Source organism: Amazonocrinis nigriterrae CENA67 (assembly GCF_016056305.1).
GTDB classification, from domain to species: domain Bacteria; phylum Cyanobacteriota; class Cyanobacteriia; order Cyanobacteriales; family Nostocaceae; genus Amazonocrinis; species Amazonocrinis nigriterrae.
The window spans coordinates 337,664-361,924 of the sequence record NZ_JAECZC010000002.1; the positions used below are offsets into that span (position 1 = coordinate 337,664).

At 42.0% G+C, this 24,261-nt stretch carries 21 protein-coding genes; 7 read left to right on the plus strand and 14 right to left on the minus strand.

The window, feature by feature from the left end; genetic code table 11:
* Nucleotides 1-581 precede the first annotated feature (581 nt).
* Both I8748_RS02935 and I8748_RS02940 read left to right on the plus strand, forming a co-directional pair.
* Nucleotides 582-4,682 carry a PAS domain S-box protein gene (locus I8748_RS02935; RefSeq protein WP_198123168.1) on the plus strand — a complete coding sequence of 1,367 codons (4,101 nt, stop codon included), beginning with the start codon at nt 582-584 and terminating at the stop codon, nt 4,680-4,682.
* Nucleotides 4,683-4,687: 5 nt separating this feature from the next.
* Complete coding sequence (locus I8748_RS02940; protein WP_198123169.1) at nt 4,688-6,016, plus strand: sensor histidine kinase; 1,329 nt, start codon at nt 4,688-4,690, stop codon at nt 6,014-6,016.
* Nucleotides 6,017-6,086: 70 nt separating this feature from the next.
* On the opposite strand, the gene I8748_RS02945 is transcribed toward I8748_RS02940, so the two are convergent.
* Together I8748_RS02945 and I8748_RS02950 are read right to left on the minus strand one after the other, a co-directional pair.
* Complete coding sequence (locus tag I8748_RS02945) at nt 6,087-7,592, minus strand: hydroxysqualene dehydroxylase (RefSeq protein ID WP_198123170.1); 1,506 nt, start codon at nt 7,590-7,592, stop codon at nt 6,087-6,089.
* A 156-nt stretch (nt 7,593-7,748) separates the two neighbouring features.
* A complete protein-coding gene (locus tag I8748_RS02950; protein ID WP_198123171.1) occupies nt 7,749-8,279 on the minus strand; it encodes an orange carotenoid protein N-terminal domain-containing protein in 531 nt (176 codons plus the stop codon).
* A gap of 199 nt (nt 8,280-8,478) precedes the next feature.
* Between I8748_RS02950 and I8748_RS02955 the strand changes: the two genes are divergently transcribed.
* The gene (locus tag I8748_RS02955) at nt 8,479-8,853 is read left to right on the plus strand and encodes a hypothetical protein (RefSeq protein WP_198123172.1); all 375 of its coding nucleotides are present in this window, start codon (nt 8,479-8,481) and stop codon (nt 8,851-8,853) included.
* Nucleotides 8,854-8,905: 52 nt separating this feature from the next.
* Here the strand turns inward: I8748_RS02955 and I8748_RS02960 are convergent, their stop codons facing one another.
* Together I8748_RS02960 and queG are read right to left on the minus strand one after the other, a co-directional pair.
* Nucleotides 8,906-9,544, minus strand: coding sequence for an HAD-IA family hydrolase (locus I8748_RS02960; RefSeq protein ID WP_198123173.1), 639 nt, complete (start codon nt 9,542-9,544; stop codon nt 8,906-8,908).
* Nucleotides 9,519-10,490, minus strand: coding sequence for a tRNA epoxyqueuosine(34) reductase QueG (gene queG, locus I8748_RS02965; protein WP_198123174.1), 972 nt, complete (start codon nt 10,488-10,490; stop codon nt 9,519-9,521). The genes I8748_RS02960 and queG overlap by 26 nt, the downstream gene beginning before the upstream one ends.
* A 443-nt stretch (nt 10,491-10,933) precedes the next feature.
* On the opposite strand from queG, the gene I8748_RS02970 reads away from it, so the two are divergent.
* Nucleotides 10,934-11,377 carry a nuclear transport factor 2 family protein gene (locus I8748_RS02970; protein WP_198123175.1) on the plus strand — a complete coding sequence of 148 codons (444 nt, stop codon included), beginning with the start codon at nt 10,934-10,936 and terminating at the stop codon, nt 11,375-11,377.
* Between the two features lie 216 nt (nt 11,378-11,593).
* Here I8748_RS02970 and I8748_RS02975 read toward each other — a convergent pair whose 3' ends face one another.
* The 7 genes from I8748_RS02975 to I8748_RS03010 form a co-directional block, all read right to left on the minus strand.
* Nucleotides 11,594-11,773, minus strand: a complete 180-nt coding sequence (locus I8748_RS02975; protein WP_198123176.1) for a hypothetical protein — start codon at nt 11,771-11,773, stop codon at nt 11,594-11,596.
* Complete coding sequence (locus I8748_RS34905; protein WP_225896283.1) at nt 11,734-12,711, minus strand: aromatic ring-hydroxylating dioxygenase subunit alpha; 978 nt, start codon at nt 12,709-12,711, stop codon at nt 11,734-11,736. The genes I8748_RS02975 and I8748_RS34905 overlap by 40 nt, the downstream gene beginning before the upstream one ends.
* Nucleotides 12,712-12,804: 93 nt before the next feature.
* Nucleotides 12,805-13,359, minus strand: coding sequence for a hypothetical protein (locus tag I8748_RS02990; RefSeq protein ID WP_198123177.1), 555 nt, complete (start codon nt 13,357-13,359; stop codon nt 12,805-12,807).
* Between the two features lie 12 nt (nt 13,360-13,371).
* Nucleotides 13,372-14,040, minus strand: a complete 669-nt coding sequence (locus I8748_RS02995) for a hypothetical protein (RefSeq protein WP_198123178.1) — start codon at nt 14,038-14,040, stop codon at nt 13,372-13,374.
* 298 nt (nt 14,041-14,338) lie between these two features.
* Entirely contained in the window at nt 14,339-14,764 is a 426-nt protein-coding gene (locus I8748_RS03000) for an ATP-binding protein (RefSeq protein WP_096559784.1), read from the minus strand.
* A gap of 3 nt (nt 14,765-14,767) precedes the next feature.
* On the minus strand, nt 14,768-16,447 hold the full coding sequence (locus tag I8748_RS03005) for a SpoIIE family protein phosphatase (RefSeq protein WP_198123179.1): 1,680 nt from the start codon (nt 16,445-16,447) through the stop codon (nt 14,768-14,770).
* Between the two features lie 326 nt (nt 16,448-16,773).
* On the minus strand, nt 16,774-17,493 hold the full coding sequence (locus I8748_RS03010; protein ID WP_198123180.1) for a response regulator: 720 nt from the start codon (nt 17,491-17,493) through the stop codon (nt 16,774-16,776).
* 420 nt (nt 17,494-17,913) lie between these two features.
* Between I8748_RS03010 and I8748_RS03015 the strand changes: the two genes are divergently transcribed.
* Entirely contained in the window at nt 17,914-18,666 is a 753-nt protein-coding gene (locus I8748_RS03015) for a WecB/TagA/CpsF family glycosyltransferase (protein WP_198123181.1), read from the plus strand.
* Between the two features lie 53 nt (nt 18,667-18,719).
* Here the strand turns inward: I8748_RS03015 and I8748_RS03020 are convergent, their stop codons facing one another.
* Nucleotides 18,720-20,099: a sensor histidine kinase gene (locus tag I8748_RS03020; RefSeq protein ID WP_198123182.1), complete on the minus strand. Its 1,380-nt coding sequence runs from the start codon at nt 20,097-20,099 to the stop codon at nt 18,720-18,722.
* A gap of 538 nt (nt 20,100-20,637) precedes the next feature.
* Between I8748_RS03020 and ftsE the strand changes: the two genes are divergently transcribed.
* A complete protein-coding gene (gene ftsE / locus I8748_RS03025; RefSeq protein ID WP_198123183.1) occupies nt 20,638-21,387 on the plus strand; it encodes a cell division ATP-binding protein FtsE in 750 nt (249 codons plus the stop codon).
* A 58-nt stretch (nt 21,388-21,445) separates the two neighbouring features.
* Here the strand turns inward: ftsE and I8748_RS03030 are convergent, their stop codons facing one another.
* Nucleotides 21,446-22,222, minus strand: coding sequence for an armadillo-type fold-containing protein (locus I8748_RS03030; RefSeq protein ID WP_198123184.1), 777 nt, complete (start codon nt 22,220-22,222; stop codon nt 21,446-21,448).
* Between the two features lie 395 nt (nt 22,223-22,617).
* Between I8748_RS03030 and I8748_RS03035 the strand changes: the two genes are divergently transcribed.
* Entirely contained in the window at nt 22,618-23,514 is an 897-nt protein-coding gene (locus I8748_RS03035; protein WP_198123185.1) for an alpha/beta fold hydrolase, read from the plus strand.
* 160 nt (nt 23,515-23,674) lie between these two features.
* Here I8748_RS03035 and I8748_RS03040 read toward each other — a convergent pair.
* The coding region (locus tag I8748_RS03040; protein WP_198123186.1) for an IS630 family transposase at nt 23,675-24,261 on the minus strand (587 nt) is incomplete at its 5' end.

The window sequence follows — 24,261 nt, forward strand, 5'->3', positions numbered from 1 at the left end:
AAATTCAAGATTCCTCAACTATCAAAAGTTACAAAAAGAACTCAACTACCTTGTGCGTAAACAAGACCAACGCTCCCAAATAGCTGAGAAAGAACGATGGAAGAAAATCCATAAAGCAATGCGGAATCACACCAAGTATTGATTGCAAAAACAACGGTTTTCTTTTGCAAGAAGTACAAAGCTACGGGTTTTGAGGCAGCTGATCAAGGTATGTGAAAAAGGAGCATGGGTGTGGGGTGTTTGTAGGGGCAATTCATGAATTGCCCCTACCCTACGATAGTCATAATTTCAAGTCTGTTACTTTATTCTAAAAAATGATGTTTTTAATCAATAAAAAATAAGTATTGTAAACCTGTATTTCCGTTTTCGCCCGGATCTCAGGTGAGGGTTAATGCGGTTTCAATGGAAACAGAGAGTCAGAAATTACTTTATCGCTGTGATTTTTCTAAGTTGAGAGAGAACTCTGTATTATAGACATCCATATATGGACAGTTCCGCACAAAAAAATTTCACAGGTGAAGTGAATCCAACTCTCAATTAAGTAGAAGCCCTTAAATCCAACCTGGAATTCACGATTGACCATGAGCCAAAGATTCCAATCTGAAAACCCTCAGGCAAATGAGCGATCGCAAACGAACAGCGAAACCGACCTAACTCGGTGCAATCAGGCAGAAATCGCTTTGATTGAAAGCAAATCGTATTTGCACCAAGCAATCGAATATGCCCCCGTAGCGATGGTAATATGCGATCGCCAAATGCGCTATCTTGCCACTAGTCGTAAATGGCTTGAGGATCATAACCTAACAGACGACATTATCGGTCGCTCTCACTACGAAGTCTTTCCCGACATTCCCCAAAAGTGGAAACAGATTCACCAGCAATGTTTAGCAGGGGAGGTTGCACAATGCGATGCAGATCCTTTTCCACAGGCAGATGGGTCTTTTAAGTGGGTACGTTGGTCAGTCCGCCCTTGGTACACAGCAGGCGGTGAAATCGGCGGCGTGATGATGTTCAGTGAGAATATCACAGAACGCCAACAAGCAGAAATAGCACTGCGGCATAGTGAAGAACGCTATCGTTCGCTACTCACAGCAACCTCTCAGATGGTTTGGACAAATTCAGCCGATGGCTTTTCGACCGAGGAAAATCTTCCTTGGAGGGAAATCACAGGGCAAACTTGGGAAGAATCTCAAGGCTGGGGATGGTTAGATGCGATTCATCCAGACGATCGCGAATTTCTGGCTGAGGCATGGGAAACAGCGGTCAAAACTGGCAACCAATATGAAGTAGAATTTCGTGTCCGACACTATGATGGTGAGTACCGCTACATGCTGGCGCTAGGTATTCCTGTGCTAGAAACCGATGGCAGTATCCGAGAGTGGTTTGGCAGTTGTATCGATATCCATGATCGCAAACAAGCTGAAGCAGCCTTGCAAGAAAGTAATACGCTGTTGCGCTCGATTTTGGAAAGTACACCAGACTTCATTGTTGTCAAAGATTGTCAAGGTCGTCATGTTGCCCTCAACTCCAATTTGGCAAAGGTTTATAACCAGCAAATTGAGGACATCATTGGCAAAGACGATTTTGCACTGTTACCGCCCGAATTTGCGCGTGAAATTATGGCAAAAGACCGCCAAATCATTGCCACAGGTCTGACTGAAACCTACGAAGAAGTTGTTTTTGATGACATCTTTCTGACTACAAAGGCTCCTTGGCGAGATGCTAATGGTAACATCCTTGGTATCATCGCTATTACACGCAATATTAGTGATCGCAAACAAGCAGAACTAGCACTTAAACTAAGTGAACAACGCCATCGCTCTTTGATCGCCGCAACTTCCCAAATGGTGTGGACAACCGAGGCTGACGGGCAGGTAATAGATATGCCTGCATGGAGAGCATACACCGGACAATCCCTAGCTGAGGTGACTGGTTTTGGCTGGTTAAATGCGATTCATCCAGACGACCGCGACCCAACATATCATATCTGGATGCAAGCAGTGCAAACTAAAAGCTTGTACGACACAGTATATAGGGTACGAGCAGCAGATGGCAATTACCGATATTTCCAAAGTAGAGCCGTTCCGATTATTGCTGAAGATGGTAGTATCCAGGAGTGGATTGGTATATCTACCGATATTCACGATCGCAAACAAGCAGAACTAGCACTGCAACATAGCGAAAAACGTTATCGCTGTTTGATCACCGCAACTTCCCAAATCGTCTGGACAACAGATGCCAACAGGCAGGTGATAGATATGCCTGCATGGAGAGCATACACTGGACAAACCGTAGCTGAGGTGGCTGGTCTTGGCTGGTTAGACGCAATTCATCCAGATGATCGTGACCCAACATCTCAAATCTGGATGCAAGCAGTGGAAGCTAAAAGCTTGTACGACACAGAATATAGGATACGGGCAGCAGATGGCAGCTACCGATATTTCCAAGCTAAAGGCGTTCCGGTTCTCGGTGAAAATGGTAGTATTCGTGAATGGATTGGTACATGTACCGATATTCACGATCGCAAGCAAGCAGAACTAGCACTGCAATTGAGTGAAGAACGATTTCGTTCGCTGATTGAAGCCACATCTCAAATTATTTGGAGTACTAATGCTGAAGGTGCATTTGTCACTGACCAACCCCACTGGCGTGCCTTTACAGGACAAAGCATAGATGAAATATGGGGGTGGGGATGGCAGGATATGATACATCCCGATGACCAAGCAGAGACAGCAGAGGTATGGACAGCATCACTTACCAACCGCACGCTTCATCAAACCGAAACTCGGATTCGCCGTCACGATGGCGAGTATCGCTACCTGAGCGTGCGGGGTGTGCCAATTGTAGCAGCAGATGGCAGTATTCGTGAGTGGGTAGGAGCCAACACCGATATTACCGAACGCAAGCAAGCTGAACAAAGACTGCGGCAAACACTAGAAATTTTAGACTCAGCCAGCGATAGTATTATTATTCGGGACATGGACGACCGAATTATCTACTGGAATCAGGGGGCAGAACTCCTCTACGGCTGGAAGCGGGAAGAAGTCATTGGGCAGTACATTCACACATTCTTAGAAACTGTCTTTCCTAAACCACTAGAAATTGTCTTAAGCGAGTTTTTAGAGCAAGGATCTTGGGAGGGAGAACTGCACCACACCACCCGCGATGGTCGGCGCATCATTGTAGCGAGTCGTTGGACGTTGCAGCGCGATGCCAATGGGCAGCCTTTTACTCAACTGGAAATTAACAACGACATTACCGAACGCAAGCAATTTGAAATTGCCCTTGCCAAAGCCAAAGAAGCGGCAGAAGCAGCAAGTTTTGCCAAAAGTGAATTTCTAGCCAACATGAGCCATGAGTTACGCACTCCCCTCAATGGTATTCTCGGCTATGCTCAAATTCTCCAGCGTTCCAAACACTTGCAAGAAGATGAGCGATCGCGTATTGATGTAATTTATCAATGCGGTTCCCATTTGTTGACTTTAATCAATGACATTCTCGATTTGTCGAAAATCGAAGCCCAAAAAGTAGAACTCATCAAGAGCGATTTCCACTTTCCGGCCTTCCTCCAAGGCGTTGCAGAGATGTGCCGCATTCGTGCCGAACTGAAAAACATTAACTTCCAATATCAATTAGCCTCAGAATTACCTGTCGGCATTCGTGCCGATGAAAAGCGCCTGCGGCAAGTGTTGATTAATCTGCTGAGCAATGCCATTAAATTCACTGACGCAGGTAGTGTCAATTTTACCATTAGTTATGCTGCTGAAGGCAAAATTCGCTTTGAAGTCCGCGACACAGGCATCGGCATTGCTCAAGAAAAACACCAAGCCATTTTTCAACCCTTTGAGCAAGCAGGCGATAACCGCCGCCAGACAGAAGGCACAGGCTTGGGATTGGCAATTAGCCAGAGAATTGTGGAATTGATGGGTAGTACAATTCAGGTTCAGAGTGAACTAGGAATTGGTAGTATTTTTTGGTTTGATGTGAATTTGCCTGCCGCTGATGAATGGATCAAAACATCTCAAGCCGATGATTATGGGCAAATTATTGGTATCAAAAATTGCCGCCCCAAGATTCTCGTTGCTGATGATAAATGGGAAAATCGCTCAGTGATTGCCAATTTGCTCGCTCCCATCGGCTTTGAGGTTGCTGAAGCTAGAGATGGACAAGAGGGTTGGCAGAAAGTTTGCGAATTTCAACCAGATTTGGTGATCACGGACTTGTTAATGCCAGAACTCGATGGTTTTGGGTTAATCAAATGCATTCGAGAGTCAGAAGCATTTAAACACATTAGTATTATTGTTTCATCAGCCAGCGTGTTTGAAAGCGATCGCCATCGTAGCTTAGAAATGGGAGGTGATGATTTTCTTCCCAAGCCTGTACAAGCGATGGAACTGTTCCAGAAATTGAGGCAACATCTACATCTGGAGTGGATTTATGAAGAGCAAAATACTTTGAGTCAGCCAGAACGAGACAATACAGCCTTAGTAGCTCCACCTACCGCAGAAATAGAAATTCTGTATGAATTAGTAATGAAAGGCAACTTTAAGGGAATTATAAAACAGGCAGCATTCCTCGAACAACTGGATGAAAAATACATCCCCTTGGCGAAAAAGCTGCAACAGCTGGCAAAAGGATTTCAAGATCAAGAAATTTTGGCACTCGTTCAATCTCTCAAGTAAGCAGTATGAATTTTCTAACTGAGCAAACTGCAACGGTTCTCATCGTTGATGATAATCCTGCAAATTTAGGTGTGTTATCTGATGCTCTAGATCAGGTCGGCTTGGAAGTTTGGGTAGCGAAATCAGGGAAAGTGGCATTAGAACGGGTGACATATGCTCTACCCAATTTAATTTTGTTGGATGTGATGATGCCAGAAATTGATGGTTTTGAAACCTGTCGTCAATTAAAGGCAAATCCGGTAACAAGAGATATTCCAGTCATCTTTATGACGGCACTCTCTGATACTGCAAATAAAGTTGAAGGTTTTAAAGTTGGCGCTGTAGATTATATCACCAAACCTTTTCAGCAAGAAGAAGTATTGTCACGGGTGAAATTGCACCTAAAATTGCATGATTTGGCACGGCAACTAGAACAGAAAAATACTCAGTTAGAGCAAAAAATTGCAGAAGTCAGCCTTGCTTATGATGACCTCAAACAAATACAAATCAAGCTGATTCAAAATGAAAAACTGTCTAGCTTAGGAGAAATGGTTGCTGGAATTGTCCATGAAATTAATAACCCTGTAAATTTCATTTATGGCAATCTAATTCATGCCAATGAATATACCCAAGAAGTGCTGAATCTGCTGCACATCTATCAAGAAGAATACCCAAATCCCACTCCTCGGATTCAAGCACAAGAGGAATTGGTTGACTTGGAATTTCTTGAGCAAGATTTGTTAAAGCTGCTCAACTCGATGAATTTTGGTGCAAGACGTATTCGTGAAATCATTAAGTCTATGCGAATATTCTCGCGTCTAGAAGATACTAGTATGACAGAGGTTGATATTCATGAATGTATTGATAGCACGCTGACAATTTTGAATTATCGCCTCAAGTCACAACCAGAACATCCTGAAATCGAAGTTGTTAGGGAATACAGTGTATTGCCACCAATCGAGTGCTTTGGTGGTCAGATGAATCAAGTGTTGATGAACATTGTTGCCAATGCTATTGATGCACTGGATGAGTACAATCAAAAACGTTCATTTGCTGAAATTCAAAAGCAACCAAGTAGAATTTCCATTCGGACTGAAACCATTGGAGACAACTGGGTTAGCATCCATATCGCTGATAATGGGCCGGGAATGTGTGAAAACGTGAAAACAAAGTTATTTGATCCCTTTTTTACCACAAAACCTAGAGGTAAAGGAACGGGATTAGGTTTGTCTATCAGCCATCAAATTGTTGTAGAAAAGCATGGCGGTAGTCTGTGTTGCGAATCTACACCAGGAAAAGGGACAGAATTCGTGATTACAATTCCAATTCAACAGCGAGTTTCTCAGGTTGCTTGAGGGCAGATTCTTGGTGTCTTGGTGGTTGATTATTAACCACCAAGACACCAAGACACGAAGTAATAATATGCTAAGGCAACCAAAAGTCTGGCAAAATAGATTTACCCCATTGACGCATTGTTTGGTTGAGCGATCGCGCCACTTGTATATGAGGTTCATCTTCTTCTACAGGTATAATCTTAGCTGGCGTACCTTCTCCTAAATAGGATACTACCAAATTCGCCGCTTCTAATCCAGTTACATAAGCCTTTTCCTGTGACCATGAACCGTGACGGTTGACAATCCAATCGCCACTCATAAATACATTCTCAAAATTTGTTTTAGCTGGCAACATATAACGATAGCTACCTGGTGCAAAGTGGCTGACTGCATTTGGCAACCGAATGACGCTGCTATCAATCACTTTTGCTTGCCGAAATTCTGGTACACAAGTTGCTAAATAACGCTGAACTATGGACACAATTTCTTGATCGTTCAAACTCAGGAATTGATTTGCGTGATAGAAATCAGCTTCAATTACTGTTCCAGGTTCATCTTTATATTCATCATGTAAGGCATTCAAATCAAAAAATGTCCATCCCGTAGTTGCATCGAAACCAAAGCAAGCATTAGAAGGACGAGGAATATTTATTTTCCGGTCAAACCACAGCCTTGTTGCTAAAACATCTATTGCCCCTAAGTTACTCAAATTACGAAATTCTTCCCGACTTTGTAAGCTAGCACTGGTTGAGACAATTTTCTTCATACCAGTGATGCCAACAGCAAAAATTACAGCATCGGCATCAAAAACTTGATCACCACAAACAACACCTTTCGCTTGATTATTTTCAATAATTAAATCTGTAACTCGATGCTTGGGTAGCACTTTTGCACCAGCTTTTTCAATACGTTCCACCCAAGGACGAAATATTTTTTCCCCCACTGTTCCCCGACACCAAACTACATCAAAATCAGTTTGGTGAGCCAAAATAAAATAGTAAAGCATTCCTAAAGTTGCTGCGGCTGAACATTGTTCACCTGGGGCAAATAAACCTACCAACAACATTGGTTCAAAAGCTTCACGATATAGTCGGGCGGAAACACCAAAATCTTTGAATAATTCACGGGCAGTGACAAAATCATAACGCCGCCAAGCTGCATCAGAATTATCAAAATCTACAACAGCGTAAAGTAAAGGCAAAGCACTGAGGCGATCAATTAGTGGCAAACGCTTAAACTGAGTGTAGAGGAAAGTACCCAGAGGTGAAGGGAGTCTTGGTAAGTCTTGAAAAATGGGTGATTCCACTTCCAACCCCGCAGGTGAATATTGCGAGGAACGAGTCCAGGTAGTGAAAGGATTAATTCCTAATTCACCGATGAGAGAAAAAATATTTCTGTAAGGATACCAAAAGCCGTGGATGCCAGCTTCAATTGATTTTCCTGCTGTTTGCCAACCTGCCACAAGTCCACCAGGATAGGGGCCTGCTTCTAAAAGTGTGACATCATACCCTTGCTTAGCCAAATGGTAGGTTGCGCCTAAACCAGCCCAACCTGCACCCACAACCACTACTCGCTTTTGTTGCGATCCTTCCGTCATCCCCGCCTCCGCTTGTTACATTTCCTCAACTAATTTATACGAAATTGGGAATGGGGAATTGGGGATGGGGAATTGGGAGTTAGGAGTTAGGAGTTAGGAGTTAGGAATTAAAGAATTATCCTCCTCATCCCCCTTATCTCCCTCATCTACCAGAAATTACAGACTTGGGGTTTTGCCAGTTTGTGCTTGTGTTTCTATTGGCTTGACTTCACTGTAACCTAATTCAGCAGCGATCGCTCGTAATACTGATATTTGTTGTTCAAACTCAAGCCCTTCGATTTGGGAAAGCAAATTGTTAATGGCTTCGGTGGGCTTGTAATTTTCTGGAATGTCAACTACAGTGTCTCCCATAGCTATCGCCCAAGCATACCAAACTAACAGTTGGTTGTTTTCTTTTAACGCACCATAAGCACGGGAATATTCTGTATCTTTGCGGTTAACTATATCCCGCATAATATTTAATTGTTCGTCATCTGATAATTTCAAATAATCGCCTAGCAAAAGTGGTGCTAATTCCGGTTCTGCCGCCGCAGGTGCCGCTGGAGTGATAGAATCTCCCAGTTTTTCATAAACAAAATATAGCCAGGCTAATTTAGCATCTGTATCTAAGGCGTTAAATGCTTCTACTGCATTTTGAGTTTCCTTATTCAATGCTTGGGGAGCAGTTTTATTGTAACTTGCAGTCATAATTTTTCTCGATGATATTTTATCAGGTCATGTTAAGGCTTACCAAAATTTGAAACTTTGATTCTACTTCCAAGAGAAAGAGTTAATTAATCTATCTTTTAATAGAGGTTAAAATCTCTCGCTAGATGCCAACGTTACAAGAGGTAACTTTGCTACAATCACCCCAGCAATTGAAAAATTATTAAGTGGTGTTTAAGTTATGCCTGAAGAAATCAAGCCTAATGTTAATGAAGCTCCTACCCATGATGCACAGTTAGCTGCGGAAAATATAGCTAGTGGTGAAGAAAAGGCACCAAAAGTTGATTTTGAAGCTGATTATGCAGCCGCACAGCAATTTAGTGTTAGTGAGGTTGACCGCACTGGTGAAGGTGCATCAGCAGCGCAAGCAGCAACAGCACCTAAATATCCAGTACGCCCACAAGTAGAGACAAAATCTGAAGCAAAGCCAACTGGTAATCCTGATGATTATAAAGATTTAGCTAAAGAAGTTGGGCGTTCAAAGGATGATGCTGTAACTGATGTTAGTGATGATTTAGTACAACAAGCTATAGAAAAGGGCCAACCAAAAAATTAAGTAGTCAATAGTTAATAGTCAATGGTCAATGGTGTGAACTTTTGACTGTTGACTATTTAACATTTTTCATAACTTCTAATAGTTCACTTGGTTGATCAATTAAAAAATCTGGATTTTGTTTAGCTAGGACTTCTGGGGAATTAAATCCCCAAGTCACTGCAATCACTTTAATATTCGCTTTTTTTGATGCTTCTATATCTCTGGTTTCATCACCTACATAAATAACTGATTGAGGTTTGAGTTGTTTTTGCCTCAATACATTATTAATTATTGTTGTTTTACCAAAAATTGTTACTCCTGAGTAAATAAAATCAAAGAGGTTATCTAATTCATTTATTTTCAGGAAATCAGTGACGTTTTCTTTAGAGTTGGACGTAATAATTCCTAAACTATAACCTTGATATTGGAGTTCTACTAACGCTTCTTGAATTCCAGGAATAGGTTTAAATTCGTGGATTTTGTCTTTCAACTCCGATTTAACTTTTTTCAGCAGAAACGGAATTTTAAATAGAGATATACCTGAGTATTTAATAATTTCCCTAGAAGTTAAATTTCTCAGGAGGGCTAGTTCCTCTTGGGTGATTTGTACATAACCAAATTCTACAGCTAAACGATTGGCAATAACTACAAGAGCATCTACCGTATCGGCGATCGTGCCATCAAAATCAAAGATAATTACTTTCTGAGTCATTCTTTCGTGTGGATGCGTCAAGATTAGCACGGGCATTTCGTCGTAACATTTCTGGCTTAATCCGCCGCAACGCTGATGCCGGAAATCGTCTATCCCACTCCTCATTCGAGATTTGGGCTAATTCTATCAGCTTGGGCGCAAGATTTTCAGGATAAGGTTGAAAATCTTCCACATCTGTTGTTTTGGCAAAACGCTGGTTCCAAGGACAAACGTCTTGGCAAATATCGCAACCAGCAACCCAACCCTGCAAATGTGGTGTGACTGTTTCTGGTAATTTTTCCGCCCGATTTTCGATTGTATGATAAGCGATGCAGCGATTGGCATCTACTACAAACGGCTGGGTAATAGCCCCTGTAGGACAAGCTTCAAGACAACGAGTACAGCTACCGCAGTGTTCTGTATGGGGGCGATCGCTTTCTAATTCCAAATTGGTCAACACTTCTCCCAAGAATACCCAAGATCCATACTCTCTTGTGATTACATTACCATTCTTGGCAATCCAACCAATTCCGGCTTTTTGCGCCCAAACTTTATCTTGCACAGGGCCAGTATCTGCATAATATCTGGCTTTAATGCTTGCATCCAGTGATTCTAGCCAGGTAGCCAGCGCCTTGAGTTTTTTGTGCATCACCTTGTGATAATCTCTTCCCCACCCATAACGGGAAATTTTAGCGTATTCCTCGCTTTGGGGACGTTGATCTGGTGTGTAGTAATTTAAGGCGACACACACTAGCGATCGCGCCTCTGGCATGACTAAACTAATATCCTGGCGTTTCGGGTTATTCATCCATTCCATATCGGCGTGGTAACCCAGCGCTATCCATGCTTGCAACCTCTGTGCTTCCGTATTATTTCTCTCTACAGCAGCAATTCCGACTTTGTGAAAACCTAATTCTTTGGCTTTTTCTCTTACCACATTACTAGTAATTACGCAAGAATCATTCATTTTTCTTATTAAAGCTGAGCTTGTCTAAAAGCTACTAGATTGTACATGATGCAATGAATACCTGTGTTTAACATTAGGAATTTATAGATATGTAAATTTTATTTGCATTTTATTAAAAAATAATGCAATATGTAAACAAGAGGTAAACAACCCCAAGCGATAAAAAGGTTGTGGTCAATAAGCAGGGGTTCTTACCAAGGTAGTGGCTAGGGTGTGTGCTGTCTCCCTAGCCGACTAACCACATTATGGATTTTCTTCAACCTCAATGTTCTGTCAAACCCTGTTCCCAAGCTGTAGTTTGGGAACAAGTTCTTACCAAGGTAATAGATTATCGTTCAATAGGAATACTTACACAGATTGAAGCAATCTACCCCGCTAGCAGCTTTCTATATCTCTGCTTTTAATTCAAATTAAAAGTCAGTGATTGTAATATGGGTAATTTTATGAAAGCTGCTGAATCTTTATCTGCAAACCAAGTCAACGTGACAACAACAGAAGAATTTCAGATTGAGGGAATCACAACTGGCTGCATCCTGCGTTATTTTGAAACATTGAATGCAGGAGACTTTCAGGCGACTGCTGGCTTGTTTGCCGATGATGGTGTGATGTATCCACCCTTTGAATCTGGTATTGTGGGGTCAGATGCGATCGCAGCCTATTTACAACAAGAAGCCCAAGGTATTAAAGCCTATCCCCGTCAGGGAATTGTCGAGACTTTAGAAGATAATCTCATCAAAGTTCAAGTCACAGGCAAAGCACAAACTCCTTGGTGTGGCGTTAATGTCTTGTGGCTGTTTATCCTCAATCAACAACAGCAAATTATCGACGCCAAAATCAAACTTCTCGCTTCTCCTCAAGAGTTACTTTCCTTGCGTCCGCAAAAGTAGGCAATGACTACTCCTTTCCCACCTCAAGATTACCGTTTAGACAGCAGGGGAGCAGGGGAGCGGGGGAGCAGGGGTGAAAGAATTTGTATCAGTGATTTCGTGAAATGGTATGAGAGGATGTCTCGTAAGTTGCAAAATATACTTTTAACCTCTTTCCTTGCAGGAGAGAGGCTTTGAATTGTTCCCCCTTCCCTCCTAGGGAAGGGGGTTAGGGGGTTAGGTTTCAATAAATTTGATGTTTTGTAAAATACTTTTCAGACATCCTTTGAGACCAGTTTTGCGTATGGCTAGAGAAAGTGTCACCTTGTGCCAAGTCAAGGATTTATACTGAAAAAATGACAAGCGATCGCTAAGTTCTAAATAGTCCCGAAAGTAACGCCCTGTTGTTTGAGCCACTTACGGTATGCAATAGAATAGCGATCGCTTGGTAAATGTACTTCTGCTTGCAAATCCAAAGGTAAGCGTCGGGGTTGTTGGGACTCGACAATGGCGATATCTTGACTCGCAACTCGATTTTGAATATTTAGATAGATTTCCACTGGAACTTCACGGGCGCTGTTTACCATTAACCAATATTGGGCCACGCACTCATCTTCATCGACTGGCGTAATTGTATAGAAGACATTTAAACGATGATCTCCAGGCCCGAGTTTAAAGTATGCCACCAGCGGACGGAAGATGCGATAATCGTAAGTGTTGAAAATCAGTGGTGCTTGGTGAGGATTACCCGAATTAAAATCTAGTTCCCACAAACCACATTTGAAACTAATCCCATCTGGAAGAGACTCTAATTCATAGTGCGTCAACTCAGGACGACTGGCGTGGGCAAATAATCCCGAATGCATAATTGGGAAGTGTGCCGGATCGATAAAATTTTCCAGCGCCCGCAGAGGGCTAGAATGATAGTGGTAGGGGCCACAGAAAATTTTGCAATAGGCTGGATCATCCCACTCAGAAAACGGAGCTATGTCTTGTTTTGGTGTCCCTAAACAAACCCAAAGCAGGCCGTAACGCTCTTGAACTTGGTAAGTTTTAACACAAGCTTGTGCGGGGGGCGATTGGTCTGGATTAGCCGGAATTAGTACACATTTGCCTTCGCTGTTAAAGGCTAAGCCGTGGTAAGGACAAACAAGGGTCTGTTCATTAACATATCCTAGAGAAAGACGAGCGCCACGATGAGGGCAAAGGTCTTGCCAAGCTAAAACTTTGTCGCCATTATGCCAGAGTACTAGATCTGAGCCTAATAAGCGCTTGTGCAGGACTGTTCCAGGTTGGAGGTCTTGCGATCGCGCTATTACATGCCAATCATTCAGCAAAATCTGGTCTTGCACCATGAGTATCACACCCATCATGTCAAATATTTATATCTTAATCATCCTGTAAAAAAGTATTGGGCGAATATAATTCGCCTAGCTTTTAAAACTATTTCAGTAACTATTCTTCGTAACTCTAATCAGAAAACGTAAAGCTTCATTTACTGCTTGAGAATTGGGAAATATTTCTGCAACATCTGCTTCTAAATAAACTGTCAATCCTTGAGAATTTTTGCCATCAGACTCAAGTTCTCCCATACCGTTATTTTCCAAAACTTGATATGACTGAGGTTTCTTTTCAGGTATAAGCTTGTGGGAAAATGAATCATTTAATTTATTAGCAAGGGATTCCCAACTAGTCGCTTTCAGATTAAAGTGATTCTTGGCTTCACGTAATGTTTTAAACTCTTGCTTGAGAATATTAGCCGTATAAATGTCCTTTTGATACGTCTGGGTTTGTTGGTTAAGGTCTTCCTCAACCATATCAACTACCTCATTAATAAGTCGGTCATGATTTTGGGAAATTTGAGCAGCAGCCCCTAAAATCCGAGAGGTGGCTTTAATTTGCACCTCAGTCTCTTGTTTAAGTCTATCGGCAATATTACGAATTTGCTCCCCCAACTTTGCTTTAGGTTGTGTTCCTGTGGTGGATGCTGATTTTTTGCTCATAAAGATGCTTGTTTATTCCGAAAGTATCTCTTTAATCGCAAGCCAGATGCGTTTAAATTTTTGTACCAAACCTACAGGATTGTTTGTTGTTTCGTCTTCCACCGAATCTACCAGGGATTGAATTCTATCCATCCGTTCTGCTACGATGTAGAGATTATTTATAGCTTCATCCTTACTTGCCATAGATTCGCGCAGCAGAACAACCATATCGGCAATTTCCCGTTTTAGTCTTTCATTCTCAGCTTTACGACGAGTTTCCCATCCTTTAATACTAGCCTTGGAACGCCGCTCAAATTTAAGTTGTGTTTGTGCCTCATTATATAGAGTCAAATAGTTGTCTCGCTCAGACCTGACGTGCTCATATTTGGCTATTAACTCAGTTGTTCTAGCTTTTTCCTCATTGTAACGATGTAGAGCCTGCTGATAATTGTTTTGTTCATCAAGATATTTCTGTTTTAAGTCGTTAACTTCAACTTGGTAAGTTTGAATATCTTGCTGAACTTGAGTTAGTTGAGATGCAGCCTCTTGATTTTCTTTCGCAAGTCGTTCCCATCGAATTGCATCAGCACGAGCATTCCTCAAAAAATGTTTAAGCTCATGAATAGAAGGTGGTTCTTTTCCACCTCCGTTAGGAATGTTGATAGGCCGATTTCTGCGACGATCATTGTCTGCGTCTCGCATAGCTCTAATAGATGTTATAAATAATACTTTAATTCCTATGTTAATACATTCTTTTTTATTTTAAAATACATATAAGCGCTTTTTATTACAAAACTAAATCTTCCATCGCATCGTGCGATCGCCTAATTAAAATTTCACATGATCGAGGATGCCATTGGGGTGTAGGGGTATTGCATAGACACCCTTAGCAATACCCAAGTCACAATAGAGAAAACCTACCCAAAATGCAAGCAATGGGCACAGGTGTATAGAATTCAGCTACAGTTTTAAACCTGACTGGAGCAATGTTAGCCCTTGGTTATTTTGCTAGTTCTGGTATGGTAGCTTCTAACTTCAGACAGTTAGCACCATTAACTTGTAACTGGTACTCTACCTTATCCATCAGACGACTCATAATCAGCCAGCCATAGCCACCTTCTTGTTTATCTGTAGGGTTTGGTGGGAAGTAGGTAGACATATCAAAGCCTTCGCCATAGTCCCAAACCTCTAAAGCAATATCTCGTTCTTTGAGTTCCAAACGCAGTAAAACTGGCACATTCGCTTGCTCTTTGTGGGCATGACGTACTACGTTTGAGTATGCTTCCACCAAAGCCAGCCGCAAACGACTGGATTGTCGTGACCAGTCAACGGATTCTCCTAACTGAATTTTCAAGCATCCCAGCAACCAATGTTCGACAATGTTTAAATAATTTAAGTCGCTTGGTACATGAAGCTCACTTTTCATCATTTACAAAACCTCCAGTGAGAGTATAGTTTGATCATCTTCTTGAACGTGGTTATCTGCCTGGATGCGAGCTAGTAAACGGCTAAGAGAAAGCGGCTGCGCCTCACTCTGCAAGAGTTGCCAAAAACCGTCTTGATTCAGCATAGAACGGCTAGCTCTCTGAATGACACCCTCGGTTTTTTCTGAATTTAATAATTTATTTGATACTGTTGCTTCTGTAATTCCATCACTAGCTAGCAATAACGTATCTCCAGGAGTCAGAACCAACCGACCTGACTGTGCCTGCCACCTAGGCAAGATACCTAACGGTATACCGCGTACCTTGAGATAGTGGGGTTTTTCCTCTATAGGGGCTTCGCGTGACCAAAGCAGGGGATATATATGACCTGCATTAGCGTAAACTAGTTCTCTGGTAGTGGGGCTATAACAAGCTAAGGCAAGGGTAATGAAGCAATTGTTACCAATCAAGTCATTACACAAAGCGTAGTTGAGATTTTTCATGACTATATTCGGCTCAGCTGGTGCTTCTTGAGATAATTCTCGGCGTAACACTGAAATAGCGCTGGCCATGAATAAAGCAGCTGGGACACCTTTGCCAGAAACATCACCTACTGCCAACCACAAGTCGCCCTTGGGATGGACAAACACTTCAAAAAAATCACCTCCTACTTCACGAGCAGGGTAGCAGCAGGCTTGTAACTTTGCACCTTTGATTTCAGGTAAGCTTTGACGTAGCAGATTGTGTTGAATTTGACGAGCAACTTCTAATTCAGCTCGAATCTGTTCTTGTTTTTGCTGAAGATGCTGGTAGAGTTTCGCTTGGGAAAGGGCTAAAGCTGCTTGTTCAGCCACACTTGCAATCAATTGAATGTCTTCGTCTTGCCAACAATGACGATCGCTCCCACACTGATAGATAGTCAACACAGCCAACAAATCTTGCTGGTAGGAAAGTGGTACAACTAGGTAGCTATAGGGATTACCTTCATAGGTGGTGTCTTGAATCAGTTGATACTGACTCGTTTGCAGCACTTTTTCAATTGAAATGTCAGGGTCGAAGGCATAATTGGCTAAATCAGATTTAGGATCGTGGTAAGAGAACTGGTCTAATGTCAAGCGATCGCCTTCTACAGGTCTGAGTAGGCAACAAGTAGCTTCAAATGCTTGTCCAATGATGGCTGCAATCTTTTGTAGCATCGTGCCATAGTCCAAGCACTCCCGAATTGCCCTTGTCACTGCATTAAACAAAGATTCTCGCCGCAGCGCACGACGCAATTCTTGGGTACGTTTTTTGACTAGACGATATGCATCTGCGGCCTGCTCAACTAATACCCTCAACCTTTCCGGACTCCAAGGTTTTGTGATGTACTTGAACACTTGACCGGAGTTAATAGCTTCCACCAAATCTTCAACATCGGTAAAACCCGTCAATAAAATCCGAATCGTATCGGGAAAGCGCTCTACCGTGCGACTGAGAAATTCAGTACCATTCATTTCTGGCATTCTCTGGTCTGAGATAATCACAGCCATTTCGCCTTCTTTGTCTAAAATTGAGAGCGCACTTAAGGCATGATTAGCCCTATATACTTGAAAATTTCGCCTAAAAGTGCGGTAGAGTAAATCTAGGTTATCTTGCTCATCATCTACGATCATGAGCTTCAGTTTGTCTACCCCTGTGTCAGTCATATTTGACTTGAATTTTTGAATAGTTGAATGGCGAGATAGTGCAATTTTTATCCCACCCCATCACCAACGAACACTCAAAAAGTCTAGCTCAAGGATGAAGTATAAAATTACTCCATCTCAAGAGAAATGAAGCATAAATATTGAGTCATGTGATTTTGGCATTTCACTTGCGAGTGAAGCGTCTAATGCTAATTTCTTACTTCATGCTTTAACCTTTACACTTAGTGACTTCTTTAGTTAAAGTTACCCACTTTGAACGTATAAAATTACTCAAAGTTTTCAACTTTCTTTAATTTCCTGAAGGATTGCTACACACCAAAATAACTTTATCCCACCAATCCAGAACGCAAGGCGCGTACTGCTGCTTGGGTACGGTCATCGGCACATAGCTTATTCAAAATATTACGGACATGCGTTTTCACAGTTCCGACTGTAATGTAAAGGCGCTCGGCAATCACTGCATTGCTACAACCTTCGACAATCAACTGTAACACTTCCAATTCCCTTTCTGTCAGGGTGTAAGGGTCAATAATTTCCTGATTTTCCAAAAAATCTGGATTTTGGGTCAGGTTTTTATTATCTGTTAGTGTTGTTTGCGGTGATGGGGGATTTTGTTGGGCTTGTTGTAATACAATCCGAGCGATCGCTGGATCGATCCAAGCGTTGCCATTGTAAGTGACTCGTACTGCTTCCAGCAAATTATCAAACTTGATATCCTTCATACAATAGGAATCTGCCCCAGCTGCAAAGGCTGCCAGTACTGCTTCTTTGTTGTCCCGAAGTGTTAAAATTAACACCCGCGTTGACAACTCTTCTCCATTAGCAGTAGATTTTAATTCCCGCGTGAGTTCAATGCCATCCTTATCCGGTAAACCGATATCGACGATCGCAATATCTGGTTGTACACTTCTTAACATTTTCAGCCCATCCTTGGCATTGGCAGCTTCTCCCACAACTTCAATTTCTTCCTTTTGCAGCAGTGCTGTCTTAATACCCACACGGGTAAGGTCATGATCTTCAATCAGAGCAATACGAATTTTACTCATAGTCAACTTCCGCCCTTTACACTACCTTAACTGTAAAGTCGAGTTTACTCAAAGTCTTGATAGATGTAGTTTAAAGACATTCTTCCAATAATAAATATAGTGGTACTGCCCTGAATAAGGCTAACACGTATAGGGATTGCTAATGTGACAAGTATTCACTTTCCATGCAAATATTAAAGTTACATTACAAAATCAGCCTAGTTTCATCTTTTGTATAATATAAGTTATTTTTATAACCCTTTAAATTTGGGTATATTATCTTTAGCTAGTAGATTCAGTTACCTCACACAAATAATTTGTCTGGTTTTTAACTTGTAAACAGCCAGTTGTTATTTGCTCAGATTTCCACGTTCACCCATTAAAAAATTTGATAGACTATCGTTTTAAAGAACTTGGTGTGAGACTATTCGAGAATCGGCTATGTTTAAACAGCCTAAAGCGTTTTCAGTACTGGGAATACCAGTTCATGTCATGAGTAACTATCCAGGCTGGTTGCTAGAATGCTTGCAACAAAGCATTGGTACTCATGTAGTTACGCTCAATGCAGAAATGACTATGCAGGCAGAGCGAAATACCATGCTTGCCAAAGTGATTCAAGATGCTGAGCTAGTGATTCCAGATGGCGCGGGAGTAGTTTTGTATTTGCGGTGGCTTTTCTGGCAAAAAGTTCAACGTTGTCCAGGAATTGAACTAGCAGAAACACTGCTGCGAGAAGTGGGACAGCAGCCAACTACAAAGGTATTTTTCTATGGCGGAGCGCCTGGGGTGGCTACCAAAGCGGCAGAATTTTGGCAGCAACAAATTCCCACTTTGAACATAGCGGGTACTCATTCCGGCTATCATTCTCCAGAAGAAGAAGAGCAATTGAAACAAACTCTTGTCCAATTGCAACCACAAGTAATTTTTGTGGGTTTGGGAGTGCCCCGTCAAGAATTATGGATTGCTGAAAACCGCCATTTGTGTCCCCAAGCCATTTGGATTGGTGTTGGTGGTAGTTTCGATATTTGGTCAGGGACAAAAACTCGCGCTCCTGCTTGGTTAGGAAAAAATAATTTGGAATGGCTGTATCGGCTTTATCAAGAACCCTGGCGTTGGCGGCGGATGTTAGCTTTGCCGGAGTTTGCATTGAAAGCTTTTGTTTATCGATTGACTGCAAGGGGTGCAATTAGTTAGCAACTGGCGTATAGGAGTGACATTAATTTAGTTACTCCTCTGCCATTCCTTAACTAAGTATTAAGTTTGACAGGGATTTTAATAATGAACTCAGATCCTTGACCTAGAGTAGATACACAATTCATCTGTCCGCCATGTTTTTCTACAATAATTTGATAACAGATAGATAATCCTAATCCCGTACCTTTACCCACAGGCTTAGTGGTAAAGAATGGGTCAAACAATCGCTTTTTTACATCTTGGGGAATTCCTGTGCCATTATCAGCAATACGAATTACCACTTGCTGATCATCTGTAAGTTCTGTCCGAATGATAATTTCTGGTTGAGTCGCCAGTTGAGAATTTTTGACAATGGATTGTTCTGTTGACTCTTCCAAAGCATCAATAGCATTTGTCAGAAGATTCATAAAGACTTGATTGAGTAACCCAGCATAGCAATCAACCAAAGGTAGGTTGGCATATTGTTTAAGAACATTAATATAGTGATGAGTTTTTTGGCTATTGAGCCGACTTTGTAAAATTAGCAAAGTATTATCGATACCTTCATGAATATCAACAAGTTTTTTATCAGATTCATCTAGACGAGAGAAATTGCGTAAAGACTGAACAATTTGTGCGATTCGATCGCAACCATTCCGCATAGAATTTAGTAATGTCGGTAAATCGCTGCTAATAAAGCCCAGTTCACTTTCAGCGATCGCAGTTTGAATTTCTGCTACAGGATGAGGATAATTATTTTGATAGAGATTAACCAGGTTTAATAACTGCTGAGTATATTCGATGGCATGGACAAGATTACCAGCAATAAAGTTGATAGGATTATTCACTTCATGAGCTATACCTGCGACTAGTTGACCTAAAGCTACCATTTTTTCATTTTGCAAGAGTTGGGTATAGTTATTTTGCAGGTCACGAAATCCTGCTTTAGCTATTTGAGATTGTTTTTCTACATACTGTAGTTTTGTTAAGGTCAGAACATGAATCTGAGAATTAGCTACAAGTAACTGATGGAAATCAACTATCTTATACTCTCCCGATGCAGTTTTTACTAAAATTGGCTCATAGACAAATTGTGGCGATCGCTGTAATGCAGACTGAGTTGCTTCTGTGATTAGCGTATTCGCAAGCAATATAAACACTTCACGCTGAATAAAGTTATAGAGACTTTCAATAGCTCGCATCGAAAACAACTCAAAACTATAGGGGCGACTCATCATCTCAAAAAATCTTTGCCGTGAAATCATCCCTACAAAGCGCTGGTTATCGGTCAAAATAATTCCTGGCAATAATGGCTCATGCTCAAAGAGGCTCATCAATTTATTACCCGGAAGATAGATTTCAACTGCAACCCCCCACGCAGGTAATTCTTGTAACGTAGAATCTAATTGCAGACGCAAATCATTAGCATTTTTCTCGCTGCAAGTTGCGAGCATAATTTTATTCCTTTGCCCTTGAGGTATTTTTGCTGCTTTCCACTCCGAACGATTAAAGTTCAACAAATTAATAGAAAAGCAGTATTGCCATACTTATTTTCCTAATATAGCTTTACAAATGTTCATAGTATCCACTAACTAGCTCATACTTAACTAAATCTTTAATATGAGTCTCCAATTAGCCTGACTTTTCAGAGAAAATACTGAAACCATCGTCAAACCTGGGGGTAGGGTATAGGGTCAGGACTTACGCAGCGAGATTATTTGTTGAGGTCGGGAATAGGGCATAGGGCATAGGGGATTTTTCCCTGCCCCATAACGGCAGAATTATTTGAAGGCTTTGAACAATCAGCACTGTCCTAAACTATGCTTCCACTGCTGTATTACTTACCTTCACTAGGTAACAAAAAAGTAGTATTACTGAAAATACTGCCAAAAATTTTTAATATTTATACTTTCAAATTGAAATTCCCAGGCATAACCTGGGAATCCTTGTTTTAAGGTAAATTTCAATCGCCAGCTTTTAGTACTTCGTTTTATGAGAACTGCTATAAAAACTCCAGAAAAAACTGACAAATCCGTTGATAGAGAGGATAGTACACCTCAACAAGATGGTAGTAATAGTCCTGCGATGGTGCAATTGCGCTCTGTGACAAAAACCTATACCAACGGTTATGAGGCTTTGTTGGATGTCAACCTGGAGGTTAAGCAAAAAGAATTTTTGTTTATCACCGGGCCAAGTGGTTCTGGTAAATCAACCCTGTTAAAAATGTTATATGGTGAGGAGTTACCAACACAGGGAGAAGTGATTATTGATGATTGTAATGTAGCAGCTTTGCGGGGTGATCGCTTGTCATTATTGCGGCGACGTATTGGTGTTGTGTTTCAAGACTACAAACTGATTCCCCAGCGCACAGTGGCGGAAAATGTCACTTTTGTGTTGCAAGCTCAAGGGTATACCCGTAAAGAAATTCAAAGACGTTTAGAACCAACTTTGAAACTCGTAGGTTTGCTTTCTAAAGCTGACCGTTTTCCCGATCAGCTTTCTGGCGGAGAGCAACAGCGCGTGAGTATTGCGCGAGCGATCGTTGGGACACCACCATTGCTTTTAGCAGATGAGCCAACAGGAAACCTCGATCCAGATAACTCCTGGCAAGTGATGCAGATTCTGCAAAAGTTAAATACCTTTGGAGCAACAGTAATTGTCACTACTCACGATGAACAACTGGTGCGTCGCTGCAATCATCCAGTGGTGCAAGTCCAAAACGGACGACTATATCGAAAATAGTCAGTTGTAGTTGTCAGTTGTTAGTTGTTAGTTGTCAGTTGTCATCACTCAACAGTCATCACTCAACAGTCAAGAATTTTTGATTTTTGACTTTGGACTTGACTACACCAAGTGGAGTCATTGGACTAGATGCTAATGGTTGTAAGCGATCCAAAGCTTGCAAACTGTCAAATGCTGCTTCTCGAATTACTGCTTCCTCCTCTCGACTGAGTAAAAGTTGCAAGCATTGAACAGCATGTTGCTGCACCGCAGGATCAATTTTTCTGCGTGTCATGAATTTAGTTAGTTGACGTACAGCAATCAAACGCTTCAAGGGGTCTTGTTGTGTTAAGTCGAGCAATAATCGGTCAAAATTATCTTCTTCTCGATTTCCATAGAAGCTGACGATTTGCCACACCAACAAAATTAAAGTTAATAACGTCCCCAAACCTTGCACAATAGTACCAGCAGCAATCCAAGGGCTATTGGAGTCAACCCAGATGGCAGCTGCCATGTAAGTACTGACAGTAGCAATTCCACCACTGCTAACGGCTAACGCTAACCGACGATTTGGACTATTTAAAAACCTGTGAATCTCTGACCAACCCGACTGCCAGTCCCATTCTTGCATTGAGTACACTAATAACATTACCCCAACGCCAAACAGCAGCGCCAAGAAAAGTTTCCAGTTCCACAGCAGCATGGCAACAACAATTGTCAGGAAGCTAAGCATCCCTCCTGGCCCAGAGAAAGGCTTGAAAGTTCGTTGTCTTAGACTTCCCGTCTTGAACTCTGGAAGCGACCAGTTGGGATACTGGTTGATTAATTGCTGCCAAAAAGACGAAGCCTTTACCACAGTGTTTACCTACTTGATTACTAGATTGTCTAATGTATAAGAATAACTGGGCTAGAGCAAGTCAGAGCGATTTTGTGAATGTATTTTTAATATGACGCAGGCTAGAGGTGTATAAATAATTGGTTCATCGATAATAGCAATTGTAGGGAGTTAGGAGTTGAGAGTTAGGAGTTAGGAGTTGGGAGTTGAGACGTGCGGAGTTTGGAGTTTGGAGTTGAGAGTTATTTCTCCCTCATCCCCTTCATCCCCACGGCAGTTGCTCCACTTGGGGAAACCCCAAGACCGCACTGCCTCCTCATCTCCCTCATCTTCCCCATCTCCCTATCCCCCCATCTCCTCATCCCCCTACTTCCCTAGTCGAGAAGAGTGCAAGTTAAATACACATCAGCTTACCTATGTTTCAGCCACAGGGATTTGAGCAACGCTCAATAATTACCTCACTAGGTAAAATGGCATACTATACTGCCGCTGGCTCACCTTGGCAGAACGATGCAATCGCAAAAGGTGAAAAGGAAACTTTGGTGTTCCTGCACGGTTTTGGTGGTGGGTCTTCTGCTTATGAGTGGTCGAAAGTTTATCCAGCCTTTGCTGCTGAATATCGGATTTTGGCACCAGACTTAATCGGTTGGGGTAGATCCGAGCATCCAGCACGGAATTACCAGATTGATGATTATTTAACCACAATTCGGGAGTTTTTCGAGCAGACTTGTACAGGGCCAGTGACAGCGATCGCTTCTTCTTTGACGGCAGCCTTTACAATCCGAGTAGCGATCGCCCATCCCGATTTATTCAAGTCTTTAATTCTGACCACACCTGCGGGACTTTCTGACTTTGGCGAAAATTACTCCCGTAGCTTTTTTGCCCAAATAGTCAGTATTCCTTTTGTTGATCGCTTGCTGTATAGCACTGGAGTTGCTACGAGTAACGGTATTCGCAGTTTCTTAGAACAACGGCAATTTGCCCAGCCTAATCGAATTTATGACGAAATTGTAGAAGCCTATTTACAATCTGCCCAGCAACCAAATGCTGAGTATGCGGCGCTATCTTTTGTACGCGGTGACTTGTGCTTTGATTTATCACTTTACATTCAACAATTGACAACTCCCACTGCGATTATTTGGGGGCAAGAATCGGAATTTACCGGGCCTGAAATTGGTCGTCGTCTTGCCCAGAATAATCCCCAAGCAATCCGCATATTTCAACAGTTGGAAAATGTAGGATTAACACCACAGTTAGAACTCCCAGCGGTGACAATTGGATTAATCCGCCAGTTTTTACCTTTGCTGAATTAGTTTTTTGTCAGTAGTCAGTCATCAGTAATCAGTAATGGGGAGTCAGTGTTGGCGATGCCTGGGGTTTTTGCTAGTCTAGGCACTGTGTGCTGGATTTTTCCACAGAACTTATTGGGGGCGATCGCTGTCTTCAGATATGTACTCTACTAGCACGACCGGGCTAAAATAGTGCAATAGGATAGAGGTGTTTGAGTTTAATACGGGCATCCTCTGTTGTGAAGCGCCATTGAACTTGGCTATTCGTGCGATTACGCTGGTTCTGCCAGGCAGATAACTCCTTTTCTAACTCGGTGGCAGAGGAAATACGACGGTCAAGACATTGTTGAGAAAGGACACTTAACTCAATCTCGGCAACATTCAACCAACTACCGTTACGAGGGGTATAGTGAATTTCTAAGCGGCGAGCTAATCGATGAGCAACAGTTGCAGGAAAAGCTTCATACAGTGAGGCAATGTGATGAGTATTGAGATTGTCACAAACTAACTTGACTTTGCGCGCGTGGGGATAGTCTACATCTAGAAGTTGGCGAACTTCCAGTGCCCAATCGACGCGAGTACGATGCTCACGACTACTCACGCGCCGCCATCCTCTCAAGGGGTCAAAAAATATAAATAACGCACGCACACCATGCCGTTCATAATGGTAATCTTCTTTGCGATCGCTTGCGGGTGTCATTGGTATTGGCTCAAACACGTCCGCTTTTAACTCGTAAGCCGCTTCATCCATGCAGATGAGTGGTTCATCTT

Bases quoted from the DNA above. Each gene is read 5' to 3' on its own strand.
- I8748_RS02935 (WP_198123168.1), top strand. From the start codon at position 582: ATGAGCCAAAGATTCCAATCTGAAAACCCTCAGGCAAATGAGCGATCG.
- I8748_RS02940 (WP_198123169.1), top strand. From the start codon at position 4,688: ATGAATTTTCTAACTGAGCAAACTGCAACGGTTCTCATCGTTGATGAT.
- I8748_RS02945 (WP_198123170.1), bottom strand. From the start codon at position 7,592: ATGACGGAAGGATCGCAACAAAAGCGAGTAGTGGTTGTGGGTGCAGGT.
- I8748_RS02950 (WP_198123171.1), bottom strand. From the start codon at position 8,279: ATGACTGCAAGTTACAATAAAACTGCTCCCCAAGCATTGAATAAGGAA.
- I8748_RS02955 (WP_198123172.1), top strand. From the start codon at position 8,479: ATGCCTGAAGAAATCAAGCCTAATGTTAATGAAGCTCCTACCCATGAT.
- I8748_RS02960 (WP_198123173.1), bottom strand. From the start codon at position 9,544: ATGACTCAGAAAGTAATTATCTTTGATTTTGATGGCACGATCGCCGAT.
- queG (WP_198123174.1), bottom strand. From the start codon at position 10,490: ATGAATGATTCTTGCGTAATTACTAGTAATGTGGTAAGAGAAAAAGCC.
- I8748_RS02970 (WP_198123175.1), top strand. From the start codon at position 10,934: ATGAAAGCTGCTGAATCTTTATCTGCAAACCAAGTCAACGTGACAACA.
- I8748_RS34905 (WP_225896283.1), bottom strand. From the start codon at position 12,711: ATGGTGCAAGACCAGATTTTGCTGAATGATTGGCATGTAATAGCGCGA.
- I8748_RS02990 (WP_198123177.1), bottom strand. From the start codon at position 13,359: ATGAGCAAAAAATCAGCATCCACCACAGGAACACAACCTAAAGCAAAG.
- I8748_RS02995 (WP_198123178.1), bottom strand. From the start codon at position 14,040: ATGCGAGACGCAGACAATGATCGTCGCAGAAATCGGCCTATCAACATT.
- I8748_RS03000 (WP_096559784.1), bottom strand. From the start codon at position 14,764: ATGAAAAGTGAGCTTCATGTACCAAGCGACTTAAATTATTTAAACATT.
- I8748_RS03005 (WP_198123179.1), bottom strand. From the start codon at position 16,447: ATGACTGACACAGGGGTAGACAAACTGAAGCTCATGATCGTAGATGAT.
- I8748_RS03010 (WP_198123180.1), bottom strand. From the start codon at position 17,493: ATGAGTAAAATTCGTATTGCTCTGATTGAAGATCATGACCTTACCCGT.
- I8748_RS03015 (WP_198123181.1), top strand. From the start codon at position 17,914: ATGTTTAAACAGCCTAAAGCGTTTTCAGTACTGGGAATACCAGTTCAT.
- I8748_RS03020 (WP_198123182.1), bottom strand. From the start codon at position 20,099: ATGCTCGCAACTTGCAGCGAGAAAAATGCTAATGATTTGCGTCTGCAA.
- ftsE (WP_198123183.1), top strand. From the start codon at position 20,638: ATGAGAACTGCTATAAAAACTCCAGAAAAAACTGACAAATCCGTTGAT.
- I8748_RS03035 (WP_198123185.1), top strand. From the start codon at position 22,618: ATGTTTCAGCCACAGGGATTTGAGCAACGCTCAATAATTACCTCACTA.